Raw genomic sequence first — 24,391 nt, forward strand, 5'->3', positions numbered from 1 at the left:
CCTAAGCTGCTGCGTCTTATTTTGAGCAGCAATATTGTTCCCATGCTTTAGCGACAACAAGTGTGGCAAGAACTGCGCGTTCCGGAATTGTTGCAGAAACAAGAAATTCTTCCACAGAATGCAGCTTTCCGCCTAACGGACCGATACCGTCGATAACAGGAATGCCTGTTTGGGAAATAATATTTGCGTCAGAACCACCGCCGCAGTGCGCACATTGAATGTCATAGCCATGCTTTGTGCCGACTTCCTTTACCATATCGTACAGCCCTAAAATGGCATCATTCGTAACCATTGGAGGACGCGCAGTCATTGTTTTTACTGAGCAAGTTGTTCCTTCAGTGAATGGTTTTGCCGCAAGCTCCTGCACCGCTTTCCACACATTGTCACCGCATTCTTTTTTGCTGTATCGAAACTCTACAATAGCGCGGGCTTTTTCAGCAACGGTATTGGCACCAACGCCACCCTCAACGGTTCCAACATTAACGCTGGTTCCCTGTTCGATATCATTCAAGGCTTCGTACGCTTGAATTTGGTGCGCTATTTCAAGAATGGCACTGGCTTTGTGTGCACCAACATTTCCAGCATGCCCAGCCTTGCCTGTGACTTCTAACTCAAATGTCATGCGACCTTTTCGTCCGATTACGAGTTCGCCGCCTTCTTTTGTAGATTCCAGAACAAACCCTGCAAAACTGTTTTCCGCTTCTTGCAAAATAAGTTCTGCGGAGTGTGTTGAACCTGTCTCTTCATCTGAGTTACAAATAAAAGCAATAGACATGTTCTGCAATAAGCCAAGAGCATCAAGCGCCTTTAACAGGTAGATACCCACAACCAAACCGCATTTCATATCCGCAACACCCGGACCATAAAAATTTGTGGCGTCCTGAGTGAAAGAATTAAATCCTAGCTCCGGTGGAAAGACTGTATCCATATGTCCACACATAAGCAGACCTTTTACACCGTCTTTATGCAGTTGTGTTTCAATAACAAGGTTGTCACCGACTTCTGTGCGCGCTTCACGGCGAACATGCAATCCTATGGACTCGCATTCCTGTTGAATAACTGTTGCAACGGCATCTACTCCAGATTTGTTTCCAGTATAGCTGTTTATCTCAACTAATTTTTGCAACAGCGAAACCATTTCCTGCTCATGCGCAGCAATAAATTTGCGAACTTCTGTAATCATCTGTCACTCCTTCCCTTTTCGCCATATCTAAAAAATGTAATTGTATTATAACCTTCAATGCCGGACAAACACCTATATTCAAAACACATTACCGCCGGAAACTCATCATTTTTCGGAGTGTCTCTTGATTCTCAAGATTTTCTTTCGTATAGTCAAACGATTTTGAGTGAGATTAACAAGCAAGGAGAGATTTATGCGTAATAGATTTATGGCTCTTGTCACCGTCTGCATGCTGCTGCTCGTGTGCGCTGCTGGTGCTTTTGCACAGACGCTGACCATCGGTCTGAAAGGTGAACCAACCTCTCTTGACCCGCATTTCCATAACGTAAATGCAAACAACGAACAGGCTATTTATGTTTTCGACAAACTCATCCGTCAGGATTCTCGTCAAAAACTTATGCCGGGACTCGCTGTTTCCTGGTCTCCAGTAAGCGACAACGTATGGGAAGTTAAACTTCGCGAAGGCGTAACTTTCCACGACGGTTCTCCATTTACCGCAGAAGACGTTAAATTTACTATCGAACGTATCCCGACTGTTCCTAACAGCCCGTCTTCTTACACTGCAATGGTCAGTGCCATTAAAGAAATGGAAATTGTGGACCCGCTCACCATTCGATTCCACACAGACGGTCCTTCTCCACTTCTTCCTCGTAACCTCTCTACATTCAATATTATTTCTAAAAAACATGGTGAAGGCGCAACAACTGCTGACTTCAACTCCGGTAAAGCCACCATCGGCACCGGTCCTTACATGTTAGTTGAATGGAAACGTGGTGATTCCATTATCTACAAACGTAATGACAACTACTGGGGCGAAAAAATGCCTTGGGAAACCATTATTGCTAAGCCTATTACCAATGATGGAACTCGTGTAGCTGCACTTAAATCCGGCGACGTTGATCTTATCAACTTTGTTCCACCGGCAGACGTAGCGCACCTTTCCAAAGATGCAAAACTCACCATGTCTAAATCTCCATCTACTCGTCTCATTTACCTGCACCTTGATTCCGACCGTGATGACAGCCCTATGGTAACTGACAACAACGGTAAAAAAATCAAGAACCCGTTGAAAGACGTACGAGTACGTAAAGCTATTTCCAAAGCAATCCACCGTAAAGCTATCGCTGCACGCATTATGGACGGTCTTGCTGTTCCTGCTGCACAGATGGTTCCTGAGGGCTACGAAGGTACAAGCAAAAACCTGAAGCCTGAAGAATACGACCCGAAAGGCGCTAAAGCTCTGCTCGCAGAAGCTGGTTACCCTGAAGGTTTTAAAATTACCATCCACGGTCCAAACGACCGTTATGTAAACGACGGCGATATTGCACAGGCTATTGCACAGATGCTGACTAAAGTTGGTATTAAAACAGAAGTAAACACCATGCCTAAGAGTGTATACTTCGGCAAAGCTTCTGCTCTCGAATTCAGCCTCATGCTCGTTGGCTGGGCTACCGACACCGGTGAGCACTCCAACTGCATAGCTGCACTGCTTCATACCTACGATAAAGAAAAAGGCTTCGGCTCTTCTAACCGTGGTCGCTACTCCAACCCTAAAGTTGACGCTCTGCTCGAAGAAGCTCTCGTTACCGTTGACCCTGTAAAGCATAACGAACTTCTTGTAGAAGCTGTTGAGCTTGGTCTTGGTGAAGTAGGCATCGTACCTATTCACTATCAGGTAAACGTGTGGGCTATGAAAAAAGGTCTCAACTACGAAGGTCGTGCAGACGGCTACACACTTCCACGCGCTATCAGCGTTGCGAAATAGCGTTTGAGTTGACCTAAACCACGACGCTGCCGTCGTGCATACATGACAAACAATCTGGATACGCGAACGACGCCTGTTCGCACTCAGAAAAACAACACAAGGTGCATACACGTACACAAGTTCACTTAGTACAACACACCGCAATGCTTTAGTTTGTCATTTTTATGATTACACCTGTTGAAGGGGCGTGGATATCACGCCCCTTCAACCTGTTTTTTACCCCTTTGGCTTTTTTGGAGCGTCATCCTTTATGCTCGCTTTCCTTATACGTCGCATATCGCAGAGCGCTGTCGTTCTGCTTGTTATGTCCCTGCTAGTTTTCGTGGGCGTGTTTTACATCGGTAACCCTATCGATATTCTAATCGCACCGGACGCGACTCCGGCTGAATATGCACGCGCTGTCCATGAACTGGGACTGGATAAACCGTTGTGGGAACAGTACACCATCTTTTTGAAAGGTGCTCTGCATGGCGATTTCGGTAACTCTTTTGTGTATAACGAACCGGCACTCAAGGTTATTCTTGATCGCCTCCCTGCCACACTGGAGCTTGCGTTTACTGCCATGTTTATTGCAGTAATTTTCGGCATTCCACTCGGTATGGTTGCCGGTATGAAAGCAAACAGCTGGATTGGAAGAAACATTATGCGTTTCTCAATCCTCGGATTCAGTCTGCCGACGTTCTGGGTCGGGCTTATGCTTATCATCATATTCTCGGTACACCTGAACTGGCTGCCTTCGGGGGGACGAGGCGAAACTGTCATGCTTCTGGGCATTCCTGTCAGCTTTCTTACGCTCGGTGGGCTGGCACATCTTATTTTGCCTGCCACCAACCTTGCCCTGTTTAAGACATCACTCGCTATCCGCCTTACCCGCGCTGGTGTGCAAGAAAACATGCAGATGGACTACGTTAAATTTGCCCGTGCAAAAGGCTTGTCCGAAACCCGTGTTATCGGGCTGCATGTTATGAAAAACATCATGATTCCGGTTATTACAGTTCTTGGTATGGAGTTCGGTAGCCTCATTGCCTTTGCAGTTGTTACCGAAACCATTTTTGCATGGCCGGGAATGGGCAAACTGGTTATCGACTCTATCGGTGTGCTTGATCGTCCGATTATCGTAGCCTACCTGCTTATTACCGTAGCAATGTTCATCATTATTAACTTAGTTGTGGACATTCTGTACTCCATTCTTGACCCGCGCGTACGCCTTGGTCAGGAACGATAACCGCGAGGATCTGAAATGGCAGATAATATGACAGAAGCTACTGTACAGGCTCCGGCGGTTCATGATGAATCCTTGTTCCTGCAAGCAGTAAAAGAATTTTTTGAAAACCGTGTGGCAGCGGTCGGTCTTGTTCTTTTAATCATAATGATCGGCATCGCGCTGTTTGCTCCGTATATCGCTCCGCAAAATCCATACGACTTGATGGCTATCGACATTATGGACGGCAAACTTGCGCCGGGTTCCACGTCTTTTGACGGGTCTATTTCATACTGGCTCGGCACAGACAGCCAAGGTCGCGACATGTTCAGCTCTATTCTTTACGGGCTGCGCATTTCACTGGGTGTTGGCGTTGTATCAACTATCATCGCACTTATTATTGGTGCAATCATAGGGCTTTGGGCTGCATATGTCGGTGGTAAAACAGATACCGTCATCATGCGTATTGTTGACTTGCAGCTGAGTTTTCCAGCAATCCTTGTTGCGCTCATCCTGCTGGCAATTCTCGGTAAAGGGGTCGATAAAATCATCCTTGCCCTGATTCTTGTTCAGTGGGCGTACTACGCCCGAGCCATCCGTTCCAACGTACTTGTTGAACGCAGTAAAGAATATGTTGAAGCTGCCAAATGCCTCGCACTACCGCAGCGCCGCATCATGTTCTCCCATGTATTACCGAACTGTACTCCTGAACTTATTGTAATCTCTACCGTTAAAGTAGCGAGTGCCATCGCGCTTGAAGCAACCCTTTCTTTCCTCGGGCTTGGTATGCCAATTACCGAACCATCATTAGGTTTGCTTATTTCCAACGGCTTTAAATACCTGCAAAGCGGCTACTACTGGATCAGTTTTTATCCGGGTGTTGCCCTGCTCATACTTATTGTAAGCATCAACCTTGTTGGTGACAGATTACGTGACGTTCTGAACCCGAGGTTAAAACGATGAGCACTCCATTACTCGAAATTACCAATCTTAAAACACACTTCTTTACCCGTGCTGGCGTGGCTAAAGCTGTTAACGGCATTTCTCTTACCATCGAAAAGGGAGAGGTTGTCGGTATTGTGGGTGAATCCGGCAGTGGTAAATCCGTAACTGGTTTTTCAATCATGGGACTGGTGGATGAGCCGGGTCGTGTTGTTGATGGCTCTATTAAATTCAAAGGACGGGAGCTGTTAACGCAGTCTACAGAAGAATGGCGCAACTTCCGCGGCAATGAAGTTGCTATGATCTTTCAAGATCCGATGATGACGTTGAATCCGGTTTTGCGCATCGATACTCAAATGATCGAAGCGGTCCGTACCCATAAAAAAGTCAGCAAAGCAGAAGCGCGAGAGCGTGCCATCGAAGCTCTTGGCATGGTGGGAATTCCTTCACCGGAAAAACGAGTCAAAGCTTACCCGCACCAGTTCTCAGGTGGTATGCGTCAGCGTGTTGCTATTGCAACAGGTTTACTTAACCACCCTGACCTTATTATTGCGGATGAGCCGACCACTGCGCTTGATGTAACCATCCAAAGTCAGATTCTTTCTGAGATGCAGCAGTTATGCCGCAAAACTGGCATGTCTCTTATGTGGGTTACGCATGACCTTACAGTTATTGCCGGATTAGCAAATCGTGTTGCCGTTATGTACGCTGGAAAAATTATTGAAGAAGGTCCAGTAGAGGCGGTGCTCGACAAGCCGCTTCACCCGTACACTGAAGGACTGGTAGGTTCTGTGCCAAGCCGTAACCATCGTGGCGAACCGCTGTATCAGATTCCGGGTATGACTCCTTCCCTCATCAATTTACCTGAAGGCTGCTCCTTCCGCATGCGATGTCCTAAAGCGACAGAAAAATGTCTGTGTAAGCCGCCGGTAACCGAAACAGAGAACGGGCGCCGTGTCTGCTGTTTTCATCCAAACCTGTAACCCGTAGAACGGAAACATTTATGAGCGATTCCAATACACCATATCTTCAATGTGAAGGACTGAGCCGTGCTTTTGTTAAAAAGCTCGATTTAGCCGGACGTATTGCCCGTTCCCTAGGTTCCAACATACGTGAGGAACGGGTACAGGCTGTTGATTCTGTAGACCTCTCTGTCATGCCGGGTGAAGTGCTCGGACTCGTAGGAGAGTCCGGCTGTGGCAAATCAACCCTTGGGCGAATGCTTTGCGGCATTCTTCCACGCAGTGAAGGCAAAATTTATTACAAAGGTCAGGATGTCGATATATTATCCAAACAAGACCTTACCGATTATAATGTCAACGTGCAGATGATCTTTCAAGACCCGTTCGCGTCGCTTAACCCGCGTAAACGTGTCAAAAACATCATCGGCGAGGCTCCGCTGTATCATAAATTAACCAGTTCATCCGAGTTGGACGATTATCTCGCAAAAGTAATGCTGCGATGCGGGCTAGACCCGTCATACGCGCATCGCTACCCTCACCAGTTCTCTGGCGGTCAACGACAACGCATCGGTATTGCCCGTGCTATGGCTGTACAACCAGAATGTCTTGTGTGTGATGAATCTGTCGCTGCGCTTGACGTATCAATTCAAGCTCAAATTCTGAACCTCTTCATGGAGTTGCGCTCAGAACTGAACCTGACATGTTTATTCATCAGCCATGACCTTGGCGTAGTGGAACACATTTCCGACAGAATTGCGGTAATGTATCTCGGACGTGTTGTTGAAGTTGCCCCTGTGGAAGATATTTTCAGCAACCCTTTCCATCCGTACACTAAAGCATTGTTAGATGAAGTACCTCGTCTTGACCGCCGCGGAGTAGACTTCACTCCTCTTAAAGGTGAAATTCCATCTCCGCTTGATCCTCCTGCCGGTTGTCACTTCCACCCGCGTTGCCCGCATGCCATGGATATTTGTGCTAAAGAGGCTCCGGTTGATACCGAAATTGCTCCCGGTCGCCGAGCATGCTGTCATCTGGCAACCATGCCTTAGCTTGTAAACACATACTTACAACTGACTATAGAATCAGTAACAAATAAAGCGGCTTTGCACGACAAAGCCGTTTTTTTTATGCGATAGACTATTTCATCTCTAGCAAATAGCCACACGCTCTTTCCCCCCCGCATCTCGGCAAAAACCTGTCACATTTTCATTTAAAATCAGCGAATGCGAACACTCTTATAATAAATTTTTACATATTTTACATTTACGCCGTAAGATCAATCATGTTCTAAAACAATTGACTATTCCTGTATCGTTAATCATTTGGTATCAGTGAGTTATTGCAAATTATGTATGAATATATTTAATAATGTAAAATCACGTATACATACTAAAGCTTTAGCGCTTGTCACCGAGAAGAAACATGAGAGTGATTCTCTCACAGGATAAAAAAAGCGAAAAATTTCGATATGTCACGACACATATTTACATCCTTCTCGCTTCGCAATTAACACAAACACAACAACGACTACCTTCAAGCTTCACCACATGGAGAAACTATGCAGTTTAAATCGCTTAAGATGAAACTCCTAATCCTTATATCAGGATGTTCCATTCTGTTCATAGGCTCATTGCTGGCTGTGACGATTAATTTTACTCGCACAGCAGCTGTTGAATCAGCTCGAGTCATGACAGAAGATGCTGCACACAAACAAGCATTGCTTGTGAAACAAGAATTTGATGAAGCCTTTGCTGTTGCACGCACATTTGCACTCGCCATTGAAGGTACAAAAAAATATTTACAGACTCCTGACCGTGAGCATGTTTCTGAAGTCATGAAGCAAATTGCGGTTAAGCAAAACAAACTTTACGGGGTATGGTTAGCAACGGAGCCGATGCTATTCGACGGAAAAGACGCGCAGTATAAAAATGGTGGAAGATTCAACCATTCTGACGGAAGATTTGTTCCTTACTGGAGTAAAGCAAGTGGTACTGCAACACTTGATGCATGTACTGACCTGAATGGTGCATGGTACACATTTAGCCGCAATACTCGTGAAGAATCAGTCACAAACGTCACTGAATACACGAACACCTCCGGTAGTAAGTACAGTGTTTCCAGTATGACAATTCCAGTTATTGTTAATAATAAAGTAATTGGTGTTGCAGGTGCTGACCTCTCAACCGACTTTCTCAAAGGCATCGTCAACAACATTAATGCATTTAACGGCCATTGCCAGATGGCTCTTATTGCTTCAGACGGTACTATCCAAGCATTTACCAACAAGCCTAATCTTCTCGGCACACCATATTCAGATGTTGTTGAAGGCGGCTCAGCCTTGTTCCAACGTGCTCTCGGTGGTGAATCCGTCGTAAACGAGACAGACGATACACTTCGCGTAGCAATCCCTGTTACACTGGGTAATGCAAAAAAGAACTGGGTTGTTTCTGTGTCTGTCCCAATGGACATCGTACTCGCAGATGCTAACAAACTTACCCAGACCCTGTTACTCACAGGTTTTGTCGGCTTACTCATAGCGCTTGCAGGCATATTCTACCTTGTGAAATTAATTACACGCCCGATTATCGATACTTCCTCAGTTATTTCGAAAATTGCAGAAGGTGACCTGAGCGTTCGCTGCAACCCGAAAGGGCAAGATGAAATTGCAGAAATGCAAAATGCAGTAAACAGCATGGCTGGAACCTTGCAGACGAATATGGAAGATATTCAAAAGAACATGCAAGAAGTTGAACTTCGGTCAAAAGAAGCCGAACAGGCAACAGCTCGTGCTGAAGAAGCTCAGGAAGAGGCTGTAAAAGCACACCGCAATGGACAGCTTGCAGCCGCAGAGCAGCTTGAAGTTCTCGTAAGCGACCTTACATCCGTTTCCAGTGAACTTGATACACAGATTAGCACTACTGCCCAAGGCGTTGAGCAGCAGGATTCTCGCAACAGCGAGACAGCAACTGCTATGGAAGAAATGAACAGCACAATCCTTGAAGTGTCCCGTAATGCATCTGAAGCTGCTGAAAGTGTGGATATTGTATATCAAGAAGCACAGTCAGGCTTAGAAGTCGTTGGAAAATCTGTTTCAACAATTCAAAATGTATATTCCCTGAGTGAACATCTCAAAAAAGAGATGGGAGAACTTGGAGAACAAGTTGAATCTATCAGCGACATTCTTAATGTAATTACTGACATTGCAGACCAAACAAACTTACTGGCATTGAACGCGGCGATTGAAGCTGCCCGTGCCGGTGATGCAGGACGCGGTTTCGCCGTTGTTGCAGATGAAGTGCGAAAGCTTGCTGAAAACACCATGGAAGCAACCAGCCGGGTTGGCACTGCCATCCAGACAATTCAATCTGGAACTCAGCAAAATATTGACGCAATGACAAACACCGCCAGTGCAGTTGAAGAAGCAACCAAGTTTGTAACTGAATCCGGTGATGCTTTTGACCGCATCGTTTCCAAGGTAACACCGGCAACAGATCAGGTTAGAGCTATTGCAACCGCTGCGGAACAGCAATCTGCTGCCAGTGAAGAGATCACCCATGCGATTGATGAAATCAGCCAGATTTCTACCGTCACTGCGGAAAAAATGCAGCAGGCGGAAACGTCAGTTCACACACTTGGTGATGTATCTGAATCTCTCAAAAAAATGATGCATACCTTGCAGCAAGGGTAAGCTCTAGAAAACACCAAGCCCCCTGCCAGCCTTTTTGCTGGCAGGGGGCTTTTCTTTTGGAAAAAATTGCTCATGAAATTGTAGCCTTTCTTTCTTCACTCCAGTCTCGCCCTAAAAAAATATGTGCATCCACTTTTCAATGTGAACACACCAAAGAAGTGCAAAATACACCACCATAATAAAAAGCATTTACATCTTTTAAAAAGAGTAAAAACTTCAAAACATTGAAAGATAGACAAATATATCATCATGGCACTTACTGTTATCTTGCATACCTAAAAACGAAAAAATACGCATAGCACGATATCTTTTGTGTAAAAAAATTACGTCTCGCAACACCGCTTTTGAGATATCTTACACTACTACTACAGAGAGGTTTTCTTTATACAGAACGCATAACTATTAGGGTAATGAAAACAAAACAGTCGATAAACAAATCTGAATCAACTCACTAGTACACCTTTTTTTTCCTGAAAGACCATACAGCACTATATATGCATCAATAAATGAATCACTATTATTCACCTATCAGTTTAGGCATCCAGAAACTCAATTTTACAAATTTATCTTTAGGAAAAAAAATTAAATTATACAGTTGCACTAAAGGTTCCTCATTGTTCACCGAGAAGATATAAGAGGAGCCATTTTGTTGCTGACAAAATTTACCGCATATTTCTATGCGCCAACCCATGTTACTACCATTTAACTCTAGTAACTGCTTCGGCCTTGTAACTGTGCAACCCGACGCATACATGGAGGAGCTATGCAGTTTAAATCCCTGAAAGTAAAACTTCTTCTAATAATTTCAGGTTGTTCGATTTTATTTATTGGAGTCTTACTTGCTGTTTCTATCAATTTTACACGCACAGCTGCAATTAAAACAGCACGTGTTCTGGCGCTGGAAGCCGCAAAAGAACAAGCGCTGCTAATTAAACAACAATTCAATGACGCCTTTACAACCGCACGCACACTGGCTCAAACCATCGAGGGGCTAAAGCAAGCCAACGCCACCCCTAACCGCGAAGAAGTTTTGCAGGTCATGAAACAAATCGCAGTAAAAAACAGCGAACTATACGGAGTGTGGTTAGGTACTGAGCCTATGCTTTTTGATGGAAAAGATAGCCAGTATAGAAACGATAAAAAGACAAGCAACAGTATTGGTCAGTTCATCCCGTACTGGAATAAACCATCTGGTCAGCTAACCCTTATGCCGTGTGGGGATATGAGTGGAAGTTGGTACACGGCAAGCCGAGACTCACGCGAAGATGTAGTTACTAATGTCTCAGAATATACAAGCCCCGAAGGTGAAAAATATTACGTATCTAGTCTTTCTGCACCAATCATCGTTAATAATACGGTAATTGGTGTTGCTGGTGTTGATCTATCCGTTGGTTTCTTAAAAAACATTGTAAACAATGTTACTGCATTTAATGGACATTGTGCTGTTGGATTAATAGGACATGACGGAATCCTACAAGCCGTCACCAACAGGCCTAATTTATTTGGAACTCGATACGCCGACGTAGTCGAAGGCGGCAACCAGCTTCTTCAACGCGCCGCACGCGGTGAAACTGTTGTAAGTGAACTTGACGACACATTACGTGTTGTCGTTCCGTTGTCACTTGGCAAGGCTAAAGAAAAGTGGGCTATTTCTCTATCAGTTCCAATGGACGTTGTTTTTGCCAAGGCAAACAGTCTGACTCAAACCCTTCTTATCACAGGGATCGCAGGGCTTCTTGTTGCCCTTGCAGGCATATTCTACCTCGTTCGCGTTATCACCCGCCCTATCATCGAGACTTCCTCCGTTATTTCTAAAATTGCAGAAGGTGACTTGACTGTTCGTTGTCATCCAAAAGGACAGGATGAAATTGCAGAAATGCAAAATGCTGTGAACACAATGGCAAGTACACTGAAAGAAAATCTGGATGATTTAGATACGAACATGAAAGAGGTTCAGCTACGTTCAGAAGAAGCAGAAAAAGCAACTGCAATAGCAGAAGAAGCGCAGCAAGAAACCCTGAAAGCTCGCCGAGCAGGTCAGCTTGCTGTGGCAGATCAGCTTAAAACTCTTGTTGAAGATTTAACATCGGTTTCTGAAGACTTGCACAACCAAATTGGCACTACTGCGGATGGTGTTAAACAGCAGGATAGCCGAAACAGCGAAACTGCTACAGCCATGGAAGAAATGAACAGTACCATTCTGGAAGTCTCACGAAATGCTTCTGAGGCTGCAAACAGTGTTGATTCTGTGTATCAAGAAGCTCAATCAGGTCTGGAAGTTGTAGAGCAATCTGTAACAACCATCCAAAATGTACACGCATTAAGTGAGCATCTTAAAAATGAAATGGGCGAGCTTGGAACGCAAGTTGAGTCTATCAGTGATATTCTGAATGTCATCAGCGACATTGCAGACCAGACAAACCTGCTAGCATTGAACGCCGCTATTGAAGCAGCCCGTGCAGGTGATGCAGGACGAGGTTTCGCAGTTGTTGCAGATGAGGTCAGAAAGCTTGCGGAAAACACCATGGAAGCCACAAGCCGTGTTGGTACTGCTATCCAGACAATCCAGTCTGGCACACAGCAGAACATTGATGCCATGACAAACACTGCTCAAGCTGTTGAGGAAGCGACTCAATATGTAACGGAATCCGGCAACGCCTTTGGTCGCATTGTCACAAAAGTTACACCGGCAACCGATCAGGTACGAGCCATTGCAACTGCTGCCGAGCAGCAATCCGCAGCCAGTGAGGAAATCACACAGGCAGTGGATGAAATCAGCCATATCTCGAATATAACAGCTGAAAACATGCACATGGCAGAAACATCTGTAAACAATCTCGGCAATGTTTCTGAGTCCCTCACAACCATGATGGAAAAACTATACAAAGGATAATGAAATAAAATGCGCCTCCCTGCACTATTCTTTAGGCAGGGAGGCGTTTATTGCTCTTCAGAAGATCATTCCTAACGTTCTAGCAAAACGGATTTCTCACAAACGGCTAACCAGTCTTTTGCTGCATATATTTCATTTGAAATGTCGACATGCTCCTATCACTTCCCGCTTTCCACTTGTTCACAAGCAAGCCGCCCGATAGTTTCCAAGCCTGCACGCATTTCTTCATTCCAAAAACCCACACACGATAAGCGAATAAAATTCGTAAAACTTTCACTTGTCGAAAATATAGCACCCGGTGCGATGCTTATCCTGTGCTTTTTCACATCAAAAAACAGCTTCGTCCCATCCACCTGTTTCGGCAACTCAACCCACAGCACACAACCGCCCTTAGGTTGAGTAGCTCTGGTTCCTTCTGGAAAATATTCCGGTAAAAGCTGCTGCATCATTGCCCGCTGGCTACGCACAGCTGTCCGCAGTTTGCGCAGATGTCGTTCGTACAGCCCCTCTTTTAAATATGTTCCGAGAGTCAGTTGTGTAGGGGTAGAACAGGACACATTAGTCGTTGCTTTAATATCTAACGCCTTGTCCAGTTTTTTACCCGGAATCATATACCCTAACCTGAAGCCCGGGGAGATAGTCTTTGAAAAAGACGAACAGTGGATCACATTCCCTGTTGTATCATATGATTTTAACGGGCGGGGTCGTCTGTCCAGATCACAATACAAGTCTCCCGAAACATCATCCTCTATCAACGGAATCTTGTACGAATCACAAAGCTCAACAATTTCCTGCTTTGCGTCATCTGGAATAAGAGCACCATCAGGATTATTGAAGTTTGGTGCAAGAATACAGGCAGCTATATCAAAACGCGAAAAGGCTCTATCAAGATCCCGCGGGGAGACACCATGCGTCGGGCTGGAAGCAACTTCAATTGCGCGCAACCCTAAGTTTTCCAGCAACTGTAAAAAACAAAAATACGTCGGCGACTGGATAACAACATTGTCTCCAGGGCGGGTCGTAGTCCTGAGTGCAATGTATAGTGCTTCCATTGCCCCAAATGTGACCAGCACATCGTTACCAGTTACCTGACAATCATATTCCTGCATACGCCATCCTATCTGATTACGTAGCAGCTGATTGCCCTGAATAGATTCATATCCCATTACATCCTGCCCGCATGTGCGCAAAACAGAATTCATTATTCTGGCTAATGCCTTATGCGGGAGAAGTGAATTGTCAGCGCAAATGCATCCAAACGGCAGCATATCCTTTTCACCGACAATCCCGAGTACAGTCTGTATAAGTTGCGTTCTGCTAAGCTTACCCATCTGAACATCATGCATCGGCGAGTCTGGAATCGGTAAAAAAGCTGCTTTTTGTCGCACGTAATATCCAGAACGCGGTCGCGCCTCTATTATCCCTTTTTTCTCTAACTCCATATAGGCATGCGTTACAGTTGCCAATGACACACCCATTTTTTGCGCAATCCCACGCAATGACGGAAGCTTATCACCTACATTAAATCTGCCGGAATCGATCATATCAAGCAAATACGACTCCAGACTCTGGTATTTATAGTCCTTTAAAACTGACGGCATAGCTATCTCTGGTTGGATTTCCTAATCTGTACTTATCGTTTTTTGTAAAAACTGCATCTGTTATGTTTACAGATTTTGTGTTTCAATTCAAGAACAATGCAACTCACTAAAGGACATCAATATGCACCAAAATATTCTTGCAAAAAAACCTACTAAACATGCCTTACGGTCAGGTATTGTAGAAGGATTTAAACAAGCTGTTCCGATTATCGTCGGGTTTATCCCTGTCGGTTTTACATTCGGAGTACTCGCAACCAAAAACGGAATTCCCGGTTTTCTAACCGTTATGATGTCTATCATTGTTTTAGCCGGTTCCTCACAATTTATTGCAGTAAGTCTTTTTGCGGCATCAATGTCACCAGTAACGATCATAGTTACGACGTTTATTGTTAACCTGCGACACTTTCTCATGTCTGCTGCAATTGCTCCGCATCTTTCTAAAATGACGTTCATGCGCAAGCTGTTGTTCAGTTTTCAGCTTATTGATGAAACATTCGCCATTCACATGGCTAATATAGATCGAAATAATTTTGGGGAATTGCAAGCCATCACAGTCAATTGCGTCGCCCATTTTTGTTGGGTTTCCGGCACAGTTATCGGCGTGTGCGGCTCACACCTGATAGGAGATATTAAGCCCTTGGGGTTTGATTATGCACTTCCGGCAATGTTTGTCGTCCTTCTCATCTGGCAGGTAAAATCAAACATGCATGCGATAGTTTCAATCATTGCAGCTATCGCATCTATAACATTGTACCTTGCTGGCGCTGAACAACTTTGCGTCATTCTTGCCTCCATTATCGCAGCAACAACAGGAGTTATCCTATGCAATATACGGAAAAAATAATCTTCCTTACAATTGTAGGAATGATGGCAGTTACATATATCCCAAGACTATTACCAATCGCCCTGCTTTCCAAAAAGAAATTTCCAGAAGTAGTCAGCAGCTGGCTTGGATTTGTTCCAGCAGCTATTTTAAGCGCCCTACTGGCTCCGTCTCTGTTTATCCATGACGGTAACTTCTCCCTATCTTTTGATAACAAATACCTTTGGTCTGCTATTCCGGTTTTTGCTATAGCATATTGGACTAGAAGTTTTTTTGGAACAATTGTTACAGGAATGCTTGTGATTGCAGGATGGCGCTATCTTTTGGGATAATCGAATACAACAATATTTCTGATAATTAGCATACCAAAAGTCTTCATTGCATTAAGACGAACATACTACCCTTCTTCAAAGTATTATGTATGCCAGCCCCACCCGCTTTAGGTATAATTACGTATTTTCACTAAAACAAAGCCTTGCCAGTTGATATTGGCAAGGCTTTGTTATTAATTAACTATGTAATACCTGTTAAAGAAATACGTATTTTTTCGTAATAAATATCAAGACGATGCAATAAAGAATATATTACAGAAGAACATCACGTTAACACAGTTCACAAACAACGCTGACTTGACTTTCTACACTCTGCTTCGTAGGAGTCTTACTAAAATTGCGCAAACTAGACACAAAAGCAGAAACTCAACCATATCAACAAGTTGTCTATACCTTAAAAATACAAACAAAAGGATCTTTCACTAACTGGTTATCAGATTAGCACCTTCTTAGAAAAGTTAGCAAAATGACTTCGGGCATTATTTCACGTCACTGCTTTCTTGTTGCACTTAGCCCTGTGCAAGAAACTTTTTTCCAAGAATTGCCACCCTGAATATCCACACACACTTTTTTCAAGCAGCATGACCCCTGCTCGTTTACACGGGTTTGCAACGACATTCATCTGACCAGAATGCAGAGCAATACTCGAATGGATGATACACACACTTTATTCTTTTCTCTAACTTAGCTGGAAAATACCAATGAAAAACAGCTCGCATAAACCGGTTCGCATTCTCATTGTGGATCATCATGAGATTTACCGAATCGGATTACGGGAAAGCCTCTCTCAGCACTCCGATATGAGTGTTATCGGTGAAGCCTCGAACGGAGATGAAGCACTTTCTCAAGCTAAACATTTGCTGCCGGACATTATTCTCATGAACATAAACATGCCTGTGATGGATGGTGTTCAAACAAGCTTGGAAATCAAAAAATGCAACCTCACCAGCAAGATAATTATTTTGACCAACAACACCGCGGGAGATACGATTTTTTCTGCGATTAAATCTGGCGCAATGGGGTACTTGCTAAAAGACACCACTGCTACTGATCTCGCACAGCACATTCGCAAAGTTTACAACGGTGAACCTGCATTCACACCATCTATTGCTCTTGAAGCTCTTTCTATTATCGCCTCACCCGGTGAGCACAAACATGTAGAGCCACACCCGCTTACCCCGAGAGAAGTCGAAATTCTCCAGTTAGTAGCAGAAGGTAAAGGCAATAAAACCATTGCAACCGAACTTACCGTAAGCGAAGCAACGGTAAGCACGCATATGAATAACATTCTCACTAAGCTGCATTTGACCAACAGAGTGCAGGCTACGCTCTATGCTCTGCGCAAAGGTTTATCTTCTCTTGCGTAAATAATACTAAGATACTGCACAACAAAAGCCCCGCTACACTAAACAGGCAGCGGGGCTTTTCTCATACATAAAAAAAGAGGTACCCGTGAGGGTACCTCTTATAGTGGCTGTTAGCACACTGACTTTGATAAAAACAACTTCAGATTAGAAGTTGTACTGTACGCCGAGAGCAGCTTTGTAAACGTTGTCTACGCTCTTAGCAGCGCCACCGTCGAAATCAGTACCTGCGTAAGCGAGGTCAACGATGAAGTCGAGGTTAGGGTATGCAGAGTAAACAGTTACGAAGTCAAATTCGTAAGCACGGTCGTCGTCACCCCATACAGTCAGGTCAGAAGAATCTTCGTTAGTACCCTGAATGTAAGAAAGACGTACAGTGTGAGTTACGTTCTCGAGGAAAGTGAGTTCAGAAGCCTGAAGGGATACGCCCCATTTGCCAAGAGCAGTACCGAAGAGAGAATCGTTAGAAGTACCAGTAGCACCGAAACCAACGAAAGTAGTAGTAGTGAAGTCAAGACCGTCAGCGGTTGGCATGATGCCTTCGCCGTCATCGTCGTTACCAGAACCGTACCAAACAACGAATGCAGGAACAGCGAAGTCAGTTGCGTAAGCAGCTTTACCAGCTACGAGGAAGCCACCGTCTTCGTCAGTAACTTTACCGTACATACCGTCGAATGCGAGGGTAAGGTTTTCGATTGGAGCAGCTTCAACAGCAACACCGTACCACTGTGCATCTTCGCCACCAAAAGCAGCAGCGTTGTCGCCAACGTTAGCAAACATGAAGTATGGAGAAACAGAAACTGTACCGAAATCAGCTGCAACGATAGCACCGAAGAAGTCAACAGTAGTTTCAGATTTAGCAGTGTCGTAAGGACGTGCGAAGAAGCCAGTTACGCCTACGTTGTCGAAAGAAGTGCTAGCTACGATAGCTGCAACGTCGTCAGCGAGGATAGGGGAACCAGAAACTGCACCTGGAAGAGAAAGACCCTGGATACCAGCACGTACTTTAACAGCAGTGTTAGGAACCATGAAAGTCATGTAAGCACGACGAGTTTCGATGTTAACACCGTCAGCGCCGAGATCGCCACCGGAAGTTGGACCATTTTTAGGGCCTTTACCCCAAGTCTGGTCGATTTCGAAGTAAAGAGTACCGGAGAGATTTTCGTCAGTTACGATGTCAATCTGAGAACGGAAACGCTGGGAGAACTCGTTGAGGTCGCTACCAGTAGTTTTGTAGTCATCAGCGTTAGAGTAGTTGTAACCAGCATAAAGCATACCAGATGCTTTAAATTCAGCAGCAGAAGCGCCAAGAGCAGCGCCGAGCACCATGCATGCAGCAAGTGCGAGAACGATAATACGTTTCATAATAAATTTTCCTTCTTAAATTCACTAAGTGTCCAAAGTCAGTGACTGTTCAATTTTTTGTACCCAAAGGGTAAAAAATATACAGCCTAAGATGAAGCTCTTGTCAGGGCGGCTTCACATAGTATTTGCGGCTAACAAAACTATGTGTCCCTATGGTGAGCTTCATATATGAATAAGAATGGCTAAACTCTTATTTCATTCAATTTGAAAAGTGATTTTGTCTAATCTTTAAATTTCGAAACAAGAAAACTTGTCCTCATGTTTTCTAAAAACTAACCGAAAACATATAAAAGAAATACAAATCGCACTTTCAGAAACAGGTCTATCATGGTTCAAAGTTTTTACATCAATGAAAACTTAGAACCACACCGCATACATGATAGTATTTTTTATCCATACGCCTAGATAAAAATATGTAGACCGTTTCATGTAATCACTCTCTTAATCCTCTAAAAAGGTGAGATTTTATCGCAAAAAAGTGTTATCCCATTTTCATACGCCATTTAACACCGTTAACAACTTACTTTGCAAAACAGTACGTCCAAAGGTATATATATGTATCGCCCATATTTCTGTAGGCGTTATCTTGTAATGCAAAAAGCACAACTTTCTGATTCGATACACTCATCACTACTGTCTGGAGCGCCCTGTGTTTTCTTCCGTAAAAAAACTATTTACCAAAGCCCCAAAAAACTCTTCTCTCGAACAAGCATTGGCTGCATACAACCGCGAGGAATATGCTAAAGCCATTGCGCTGTTTGAATCGCTGGCACGAGAGAGAACGCCAAAGGCTCTTTATCACCTTGGCACATGTTACTACTGGGGGTTAGGAACAGATAAAAATCAGGAAAAAGGGCTTCGTCTATTCATTGCAGCAGCGGAACAGGGCTTTTACGAAGCACAAATGGAACTTGGGTACATCTACCGCTATGGTCATGGAGTAACAGCAGACGCTAAAACATCCGTACAATGGTATGAAAGAGCACGTGCTACTGGAAACCCAGATGCCATTGCAGAAGTTGCTCGTTGCTATGAATATGGGGAGGGAATTGATCAAAATATTCCCAGAGCACTGGATCTATATACTATAGCAGCTGAAGGCGGTAACGCTATGGCGCAGTTTGCGCTGGGCTGCTTTCACACCAAAGGTGTTGATGTTGATTACGACCTCGCCACCGCATTTTACTGGTTCAAACGCGCTGCTGAGCAGCACTTTGCTGATGCCTATATTCATGTAGCTGCATGCTATGCACGAGGTGAAGGTGTTGAATCAGACCTCAACCGCGCAATCATGTGGTATGCTAAAGCCGCAAAGCATGGGGATGCTGTGGCGCAGAACAATATGGGCTACTATTACACCACAGGTATTGGTGTTGTTCAGGATGAGGAAAAAGCGACATTCTGGTATTACCATGCAGCTAAACAGGGGCATGCCATTGCGCAGTATAACCTTGCAGAACGTTACAGAACAGGCAGCTCTGTTCCACAAAACGTTGTAGAAGCCGCTTACTTATATCTAGAATCTGCCAAACAAGGTGACAGAGATGCTCAATTCCGTATTGCCATGTGCTATAAATACGGCGAGGGGGTAGAAAAGAGCATAGAACAATTCATCTACTGGATTGAGGAAGCAGCGCGGCAAGGGCAGCGAGATGCTATCCGCGAAATCAGTGCATATGCCACTCCGGATATTCCGCCCCAAGAACCAAGCCAGAATGCGAAGCCTCAGACCATAGAGTAATACCACGTTTGATCATCAAACAAATATGGTGCAACACATCGTTGAGTTTACCCCAACGATGCGTTGCACTTTTTTTATGCAACGACAGCAACTTTGAGTATAACCTTATGGATGTCGCCATCTGCAACCATCGGCATGTGCGCATCTTCAGGAAAAAATATCGCAAACGCTCCAGATTCAACAGTAGCCCAGCTTGCCGGTTCTTCATCATAAAAATAAAGATCCTGATCTTCATTTGGCTTTTCAGCACCAGCTGTTACCAGTCTACGGGATTTCCACCCCATGCGTTCGGTTCCCCGCAACACAAAATGAATATCAATATAGTCGTCATGCGCTTCCAGCTTTGCTCCGGCAGCTGCCCTACCCTTATCTCGCACAACTGTTGCAAAAAGTTTCTTTCCCTCAATGGCATACTGCCCGTCCGCTAATTCGCGTAAATCTTCTCTGTTCAAAAAGGAAAAAGCCTTCGCAAAAAACGGCGACAAAGACTCATATTGCGCAGCATGGTCTAGCACATCTAAAATCATGGTTATAATCCTTCACACTATCATTATATATATTCATCTGAGGAAGATATAGCATATTACGAGACAACACGCTGAAAAATTTGAAAAATAAACCCTAAAAACTATTCATACAGAAAACCAAGCAGATCAATCTTCCTTCATTATTTTATTACTATGTTTTTTTTAACATACATTGCTGCCACTCTATAGCACACCACTATTAACATCGATATTTTAGATAGTTACACAATCCTGTGCCAAACAGAGCTTAATTGTCTTTTTTATTACTATAACAGCTATTTGTTATATCCATTTAGGCATAATAAATATGCAACCTCATATGGATTAAAAAATGACAACAGGCGCTCCAACAATGAGAATTCACCTCTGGCTCGAAACCTCTTCAGGGGTTCTTATCGGGCAAGGCAGGTTACAGTTGCTAGAATACATAGAGCATACTGGTTCACTTAGTGCTGCTGCCAAAGCTTTAGGAATGTCTTACAGAGCAGCCTGGGGCAAAATTAAAGCATCAGAAAAAATCCTCGGTATAAAACTGCTGGAGCAACAAGCTGGCAAAGGCTCTGCGGCTCAGCTGAGCACAGCAGCAAAACACCTTATCGCATCATATAAAGATTGGCTGACCAATGTAGAGCAGTACGCGCTGTCTTCGGCTGCCGAACACTTCGGGTATGCGCCTAATAAGTATTGGTCAATAAAAGACCTTCCTCCGCCAGTTATTTCTCAAAAATAAATATGCATTCGCGTTCCATGGCTGTACCGGACATACCGGACCACCGACAGGATAGGTGCGCCCTCAGCCGTGCTAATCATAACATACCGATATTACAGTTTTACCTTGCAGAAAAATCATACAGCGTGTGATGGTTTGTGCTGAGCATTGCAGGCAAGCAGTGCAATTCATTTACTCACAACAGGAGGTCAACGCATGAGTTATACGCGGCGAGGATTCCTAAAACTCACCAGCGCAGGGGTAGCATGCCTGTCCCTTGGTCAACTGGGGTTTGATTTGAAAGAAGCGCAAGCATATGCGACTTCGCTCAAAACCAAAGGTGCCAAAGAAGTCATCACAATCTGTCCTTTCTGTTCTGTAAGCTGTCACATCATTGCACATGTACGCGATGGAAAGCTCATCAGTACAGAAGGTGATCCAGATTTCCCAGTCAACGAAGGCGCACTATGTGCTAAAGGTGCTGCGCTTCTTTCCATGTCACGTAACGAGCATAGAGTTAAAAAGCCTATGTATCGTGCTCCATACAGTGACAAATGGGTAGAAAAAGATTGGGACTGGATGCTTTCCAAGATTGCCCGCAGAGTCAAAGAAACCCGTGATAAAGAACTTATCGTAAAAAATGATAAAGGTCAGACTGTAAACCGTCTGGAATCCATGTTCCTGCTTGGTACTTCGCATGCAAGCAACGAAGAATGTGCCCTTATCCATCAAGCCATGCGTAGCCTCGGTGTCGTCCACATGGACCACCAGGCGCGTATCTGACACAGCGCAACTGTAGCGGCTCTGGGAGAGTCGTTCGGACGCGGTGCAATGACAAACCATTGGATCGACATTAAAAATGCCGATTCAATCCTCATCATCGGCAGTAATGCCGCTGAACACCATCCAATTTCCTTTAAATGGGTATTACGGGCTAAAGACGCAGGGGCATCAGTGATGCATGTTGACCCTAAATTCTCCCGTACATCCGCCCGTTCAGATTTCCATGTCCCTATCCGTTCCGGCACAGATATCGCCTTTATGGGCGGTATGATTCACTACGTGCTTGAAAACGAAAAATACTTCAAAGACTATGTTGTAAACTACACCAACGCTCCATACATCGTAAGCGAAGACTTTGAATTTAATGACGGTCTGTTTAGCGGATATGACCCTAAGAATCGTATTTACGATCAAAGCACATGGAAATTTGATCTCGATTCCAAAGGTATTCCGAAAAAAGACGAGTCCCTCAAACACCCTCGGTGTGTTTTCAATCTCTTGCGAAACCACTTCTCACGATACAATATTGATAACGTCTCTTCTGTTACCGGTGTATCAAAAGATAATCTGCAAAAGGTATACTCCACATTCAGCTCAACAGGTAAGGCTGATCGTGCGGGTACTATCATGTACGCTCTCGGCTGGACTCAGCATACAGTGGGTGTGCAAAATATCCGTAGTGCTGCAATCCTACAGTTACTCCTTGGTAATATTGGTGTTGCTGGCGGTGGTATCAACGCATTGCGCGGGGAACCTAACGTACAGGGTTCTACTGACCATACCCTGCTCTACCATATTATCCCGGGCTATATGGCAATGCCTAAAGCCGACTGGCAGACATATGCAGAGTACAACAAAGCGAACACACCTGTTTCCAACGATTCACAAAGTGCAAACTGGTGGCAGCATAAGCCGAAGTACTTCACTAGCTTGTTAAAAGCTTGGTACGGCGAAAACGCTACTGATAAAAACGGCTACTGTTACAGCTTGCTCCCTAAAATTGAAAAGGGAGAAGACTATTCCTACATGTTCCTGTTTGACCGGATGTTCAACAACCAGATCAAAGGTGGCTTTATCATCGGTCTTAACCCTATGAACAGCGTGCCGAACTCTAACAAGTTGCGCAAAGCACTTGATAATTTGGACTGGCTGGTAACACAGGAACTGCACCACTCAGAAACTACAGACAACTGGCAGCGTCCAGATGCCGACCCTACAAAAATCAAAACCGAAGTCTTCCTGCTGCCTTCTGCACACCGTGTAGAAAAAGAAGGTACAGTAACCAACTCCGGTCGTTGGATTGGTTGGCACGACAAAGCAATTGAGCCGGAAGCTGAAGCCCGTTCCTTCGGTGCTGCATTCCATCCGCTGATGAATGAAATTCGTGGATTATACAAAAAAGAAGGCGGTACACTACCGGAAGCAATCACCCTGCTTAACTGGCCGAAGACATATGACGTTGAGTATTGGACACGCCTTATCAATGGTCAGTTCACCAAAGACACTGTTGTTAAAGGCAAAAAATACAAAAAAGGTCAGCAGGTTCCATCCTTTACCGCTTTGAGTGACAAAGGTGAAACCATGTCGCTCAACTGGCTCTACGCTGGTAGCTATACAGAAGAAGACGGAAACAAATCTAAACGCCGTAACCCAGAACAAACAGAGATGCAGGCTAACATTGGTCTGTACCCTAACTGGGCTTGGTGCTGGCCTGTAAACCGCCGCATTCTCTACAATAGAGCCTCAGTGAATGCTGACGGCATGCCGCTTAATCCTAAAAAAGCTGTCATCAAGTGGGATGGTAAAAAATGGATAGGTGATGTGCCAGACGGCGGCTGGAAACCACTCTCCAGCGGCAATGGCAGACATCCGTTCATCATGAGTAATCATGGACACGGTCAGATATTCGGTCCGGGCAGAAAAGACGGTCCAATACCTGAACATTATGAGCCAGTTGAAACACCAATTGATTCTCATCCGTTCTCAAAACAGCTCAGCAGTCCGGTATACAAATATGTGGATAGTTCTATGGATAAGCTTGCTAAACCGGCTGATCCTAACTTCCCTATTGTTCTCACCACCTACAGCGTTACCGAACACTGGTGCGGCGGTGGTGAAACTCGAAACGTACCGAACCTGCTTGAAGCTGAGCCGCAGCTCTACGTTGAGATGAGTCCGGAACTGGCTAAAGAAAAAGGTATCAAAAACGGTGACGGTGTCATTGTTGAAAGTATTCGCGGCAAAGTTGAAGCCATCGCCATGGTTACAGTCCGTATCCGCCCTCTTCAGGTCAAAGGTAAAACTGTTCACCTTGTGGGCATGCCTTTCTGCTTCGGCTGGACAACACCGGGAACAGGCGACTCAACAAACAGGCTTACTCCTTCGGTAGGTGACCCGAATACAACTATTCCAGAATACAAGGCTAGTTGCGTCAATATTCGTAAAGCAGACAAGCTTACCGAAATTGAAGTGTAGATCACCCCGTCTGCTGCACATGCAGCACGAGTAAAGG

17 protein-coding genes are annotated in these 24,391 nt (G+C 44.6%); 13 read left to right on the plus strand and 4 right to left on the minus strand.

Annotated elements, in window-relative coordinates; all coding sequences use genetic code 11:
• Window positions 1–16: 16 nt before the first annotated feature.
• Entirely contained in the window at window positions 17–1,183 is a 1,167-nt protein-coding gene (locus N4A56_RS06125; protein WP_295545795.1) for a M20 family metallopeptidase, read from the minus strand.
• Window positions 1,184–1,376: 193 nt separating this feature from the next.
• Between N4A56_RS06125 and N4A56_RS06130 the strand changes: the two genes are divergently transcribed.
• From N4A56_RS06130 to N4A56_RS06160, 7 genes are all read left to right on the plus strand, one after another.
• On the plus strand, window positions 1,377–2,948 hold the full coding sequence (locus N4A56_RS06130; protein ID WP_293670650.1) for an ABC transporter substrate-binding protein: 1,572 nt from the start codon (window positions 1,377–1,379) through the stop codon (window positions 2,946–2,948).
• Window positions 2,949–3,198: 250 nt separating this feature from the next.
• The gene (locus tag N4A56_RS06135; RefSeq protein WP_295545799.1) at window positions 3,199–4,173 is read left to right on the plus strand and encodes an ABC transporter permease; all 975 of its coding nucleotides are present in this window, start codon (window positions 3,199–3,201) and stop codon (window positions 4,171–4,173) included.
• Between the two features lie 15 nt (window positions 4,174–4,188).
• Window positions 4,189–5,112, plus strand: coding sequence for an ABC transporter permease (locus N4A56_RS06140; RefSeq protein ID WP_293670654.1), 924 nt, complete (start codon window positions 4,189–4,191; stop codon window positions 5,110–5,112).
• A complete protein-coding gene (locus N4A56_RS06145) occupies window positions 5,109–6,074 on the plus strand; it encodes an ABC transporter ATP-binding protein (protein WP_295545801.1) in 966 nt (321 codons plus the stop codon). The genes N4A56_RS06140 and N4A56_RS06145 overlap by 4 nt, the downstream gene beginning before the upstream one ends.
• Before the next feature lie 20 nt (window positions 6,075–6,094).
• Complete coding sequence (locus N4A56_RS06150; RefSeq protein ID WP_295545802.1) at window positions 6,095–7,102, plus strand: ABC transporter ATP-binding protein; 1,008 nt, start codon at window positions 6,095–6,097, stop codon at window positions 7,100–7,102.
• A 509-nt stretch (window positions 7,103–7,611) separates the two neighbouring features.
• Entirely contained in the window at window positions 7,612–9,741 is a 2,130-nt protein-coding gene (locus N4A56_RS06155) for a methyl-accepting chemotaxis protein (RefSeq protein ID WP_295545804.1), read from the plus strand.
• 763 nt (window positions 9,742–10,504) lie between these two features.
• Complete coding sequence (locus tag N4A56_RS06160) at window positions 10,505–12,634, plus strand: methyl-accepting chemotaxis protein (protein WP_295545807.1); 2,130 nt, start codon at window positions 10,505–10,507, stop codon at window positions 12,632–12,634.
• 158 nt (window positions 12,635–12,792) lie between these two features.
• On the opposite strand, the gene N4A56_RS06165 is transcribed toward N4A56_RS06160, so the two are convergent.
• A complete protein-coding gene (locus N4A56_RS06165) occupies window positions 12,793–14,235 on the minus strand; it encodes a PLP-dependent aminotransferase family protein (RefSeq protein WP_295545810.1) in 1,443 nt (480 codons plus the stop codon).
• Window positions 14,236–14,356: 121 nt separating this feature from the next.
• Between N4A56_RS06165 and N4A56_RS06170 the strand changes: the two genes are divergently transcribed.
• From N4A56_RS06170 to N4A56_RS06180, 3 genes are all read left to right on the plus strand, one after another.
• The gene (locus N4A56_RS06170; protein ID WP_295545812.1) at window positions 14,357–15,079 is read left to right on the plus strand and encodes an AzlC family ABC transporter permease; all 723 of its coding nucleotides are present in this window, start codon (window positions 14,357–14,359) and stop codon (window positions 15,077–15,079) included.
• Complete coding sequence (locus N4A56_RS06175; RefSeq protein ID WP_295545813.1) at window positions 15,058–15,390, plus strand: AzlD domain-containing protein; 333 nt, start codon at window positions 15,058–15,060, stop codon at window positions 15,388–15,390. Before N4A56_RS06170 ends, N4A56_RS06175 begins: the two co-directional genes overlap by 22 nt.
• A 701-nt stretch (window positions 15,391–16,091) precedes the next feature.
• A complete protein-coding gene (locus N4A56_RS06180) occupies window positions 16,092–16,757 on the plus strand; it encodes a response regulator transcription factor (protein ID WP_293670669.1) in 666 nt (221 codons plus the stop codon).
• A 144-nt stretch (window positions 16,758–16,901) separates the two neighbouring features.
• On the opposite strand, the gene N4A56_RS06185 is transcribed toward N4A56_RS06180, so the two are convergent.
• Window positions 16,902–18,119 carry an outer membrane homotrimeric porin gene (locus N4A56_RS06185; RefSeq protein ID WP_295545815.1) on the minus strand — a complete coding sequence of 406 codons (1,218 nt, stop codon included), beginning with the start codon at window positions 18,117–18,119 and terminating at the stop codon, window positions 16,902–16,904.
• Between the two features lie 649 nt (window positions 18,120–18,768).
• Here N4A56_RS06185 and N4A56_RS06190 point away from each other — a divergent pair.
• Complete coding sequence (locus N4A56_RS06190) at window positions 18,769–19,860, plus strand: SEL1-like repeat protein (RefSeq protein ID WP_293670673.1); 1,092 nt, start codon at window positions 18,769–18,771, stop codon at window positions 19,858–19,860.
• A 74-nt stretch (window positions 19,861–19,934) separates the two neighbouring features.
• Here N4A56_RS06190 and N4A56_RS06195 read toward each other — a convergent pair whose 3' ends face one another.
• Window positions 19,935–20,387 carry a YhcH/YjgK/YiaL family protein gene (locus N4A56_RS06195; protein WP_295545817.1) on the minus strand — a complete coding sequence of 151 codons (453 nt, stop codon included), beginning with the start codon at window positions 20,385–20,387 and terminating at the stop codon, window positions 19,935–19,937.
• A 352-nt stretch (window positions 20,388–20,739) separates the two neighbouring features.
• Here N4A56_RS06195 and N4A56_RS06200 point away from each other — a divergent pair, with 352 nt between their 5' ends.
• Together N4A56_RS06200 and fdnG are read left to right on the plus strand one after the other, a co-directional pair.
• Window positions 20,740–21,117 carry a LysR family transcriptional regulator gene (locus tag N4A56_RS06200; RefSeq protein WP_293670677.1) on the plus strand — a complete coding sequence of 126 codons (378 nt, stop codon included), beginning with the start codon at window positions 20,740–20,742 and terminating at the stop codon, window positions 21,115–21,117.
• A 195-nt stretch (window positions 21,118–21,312) separates the two neighbouring features.
• On the plus strand, window positions 21,313–24,354 hold the full coding sequence (gene fdnG / locus N4A56_RS06205) for a formate dehydrogenase-N subunit alpha (RefSeq protein WP_295545819.1): 3,042 nt from the start codon (window positions 21,313–21,315) through the stop codon (window positions 24,352–24,354).
• Window positions 24,355–24,391 lie beyond the last annotated feature (37 nt).

Origin of the sequence: Halodesulfovibrio sp., from assembly GCF_025210605.1 — a bacterium.
Classification (GTDB): Bacteria; Desulfobacterota; Desulfovibrionia; order Desulfovibrionales; family Desulfovibrionaceae; genus Halodesulfovibrio.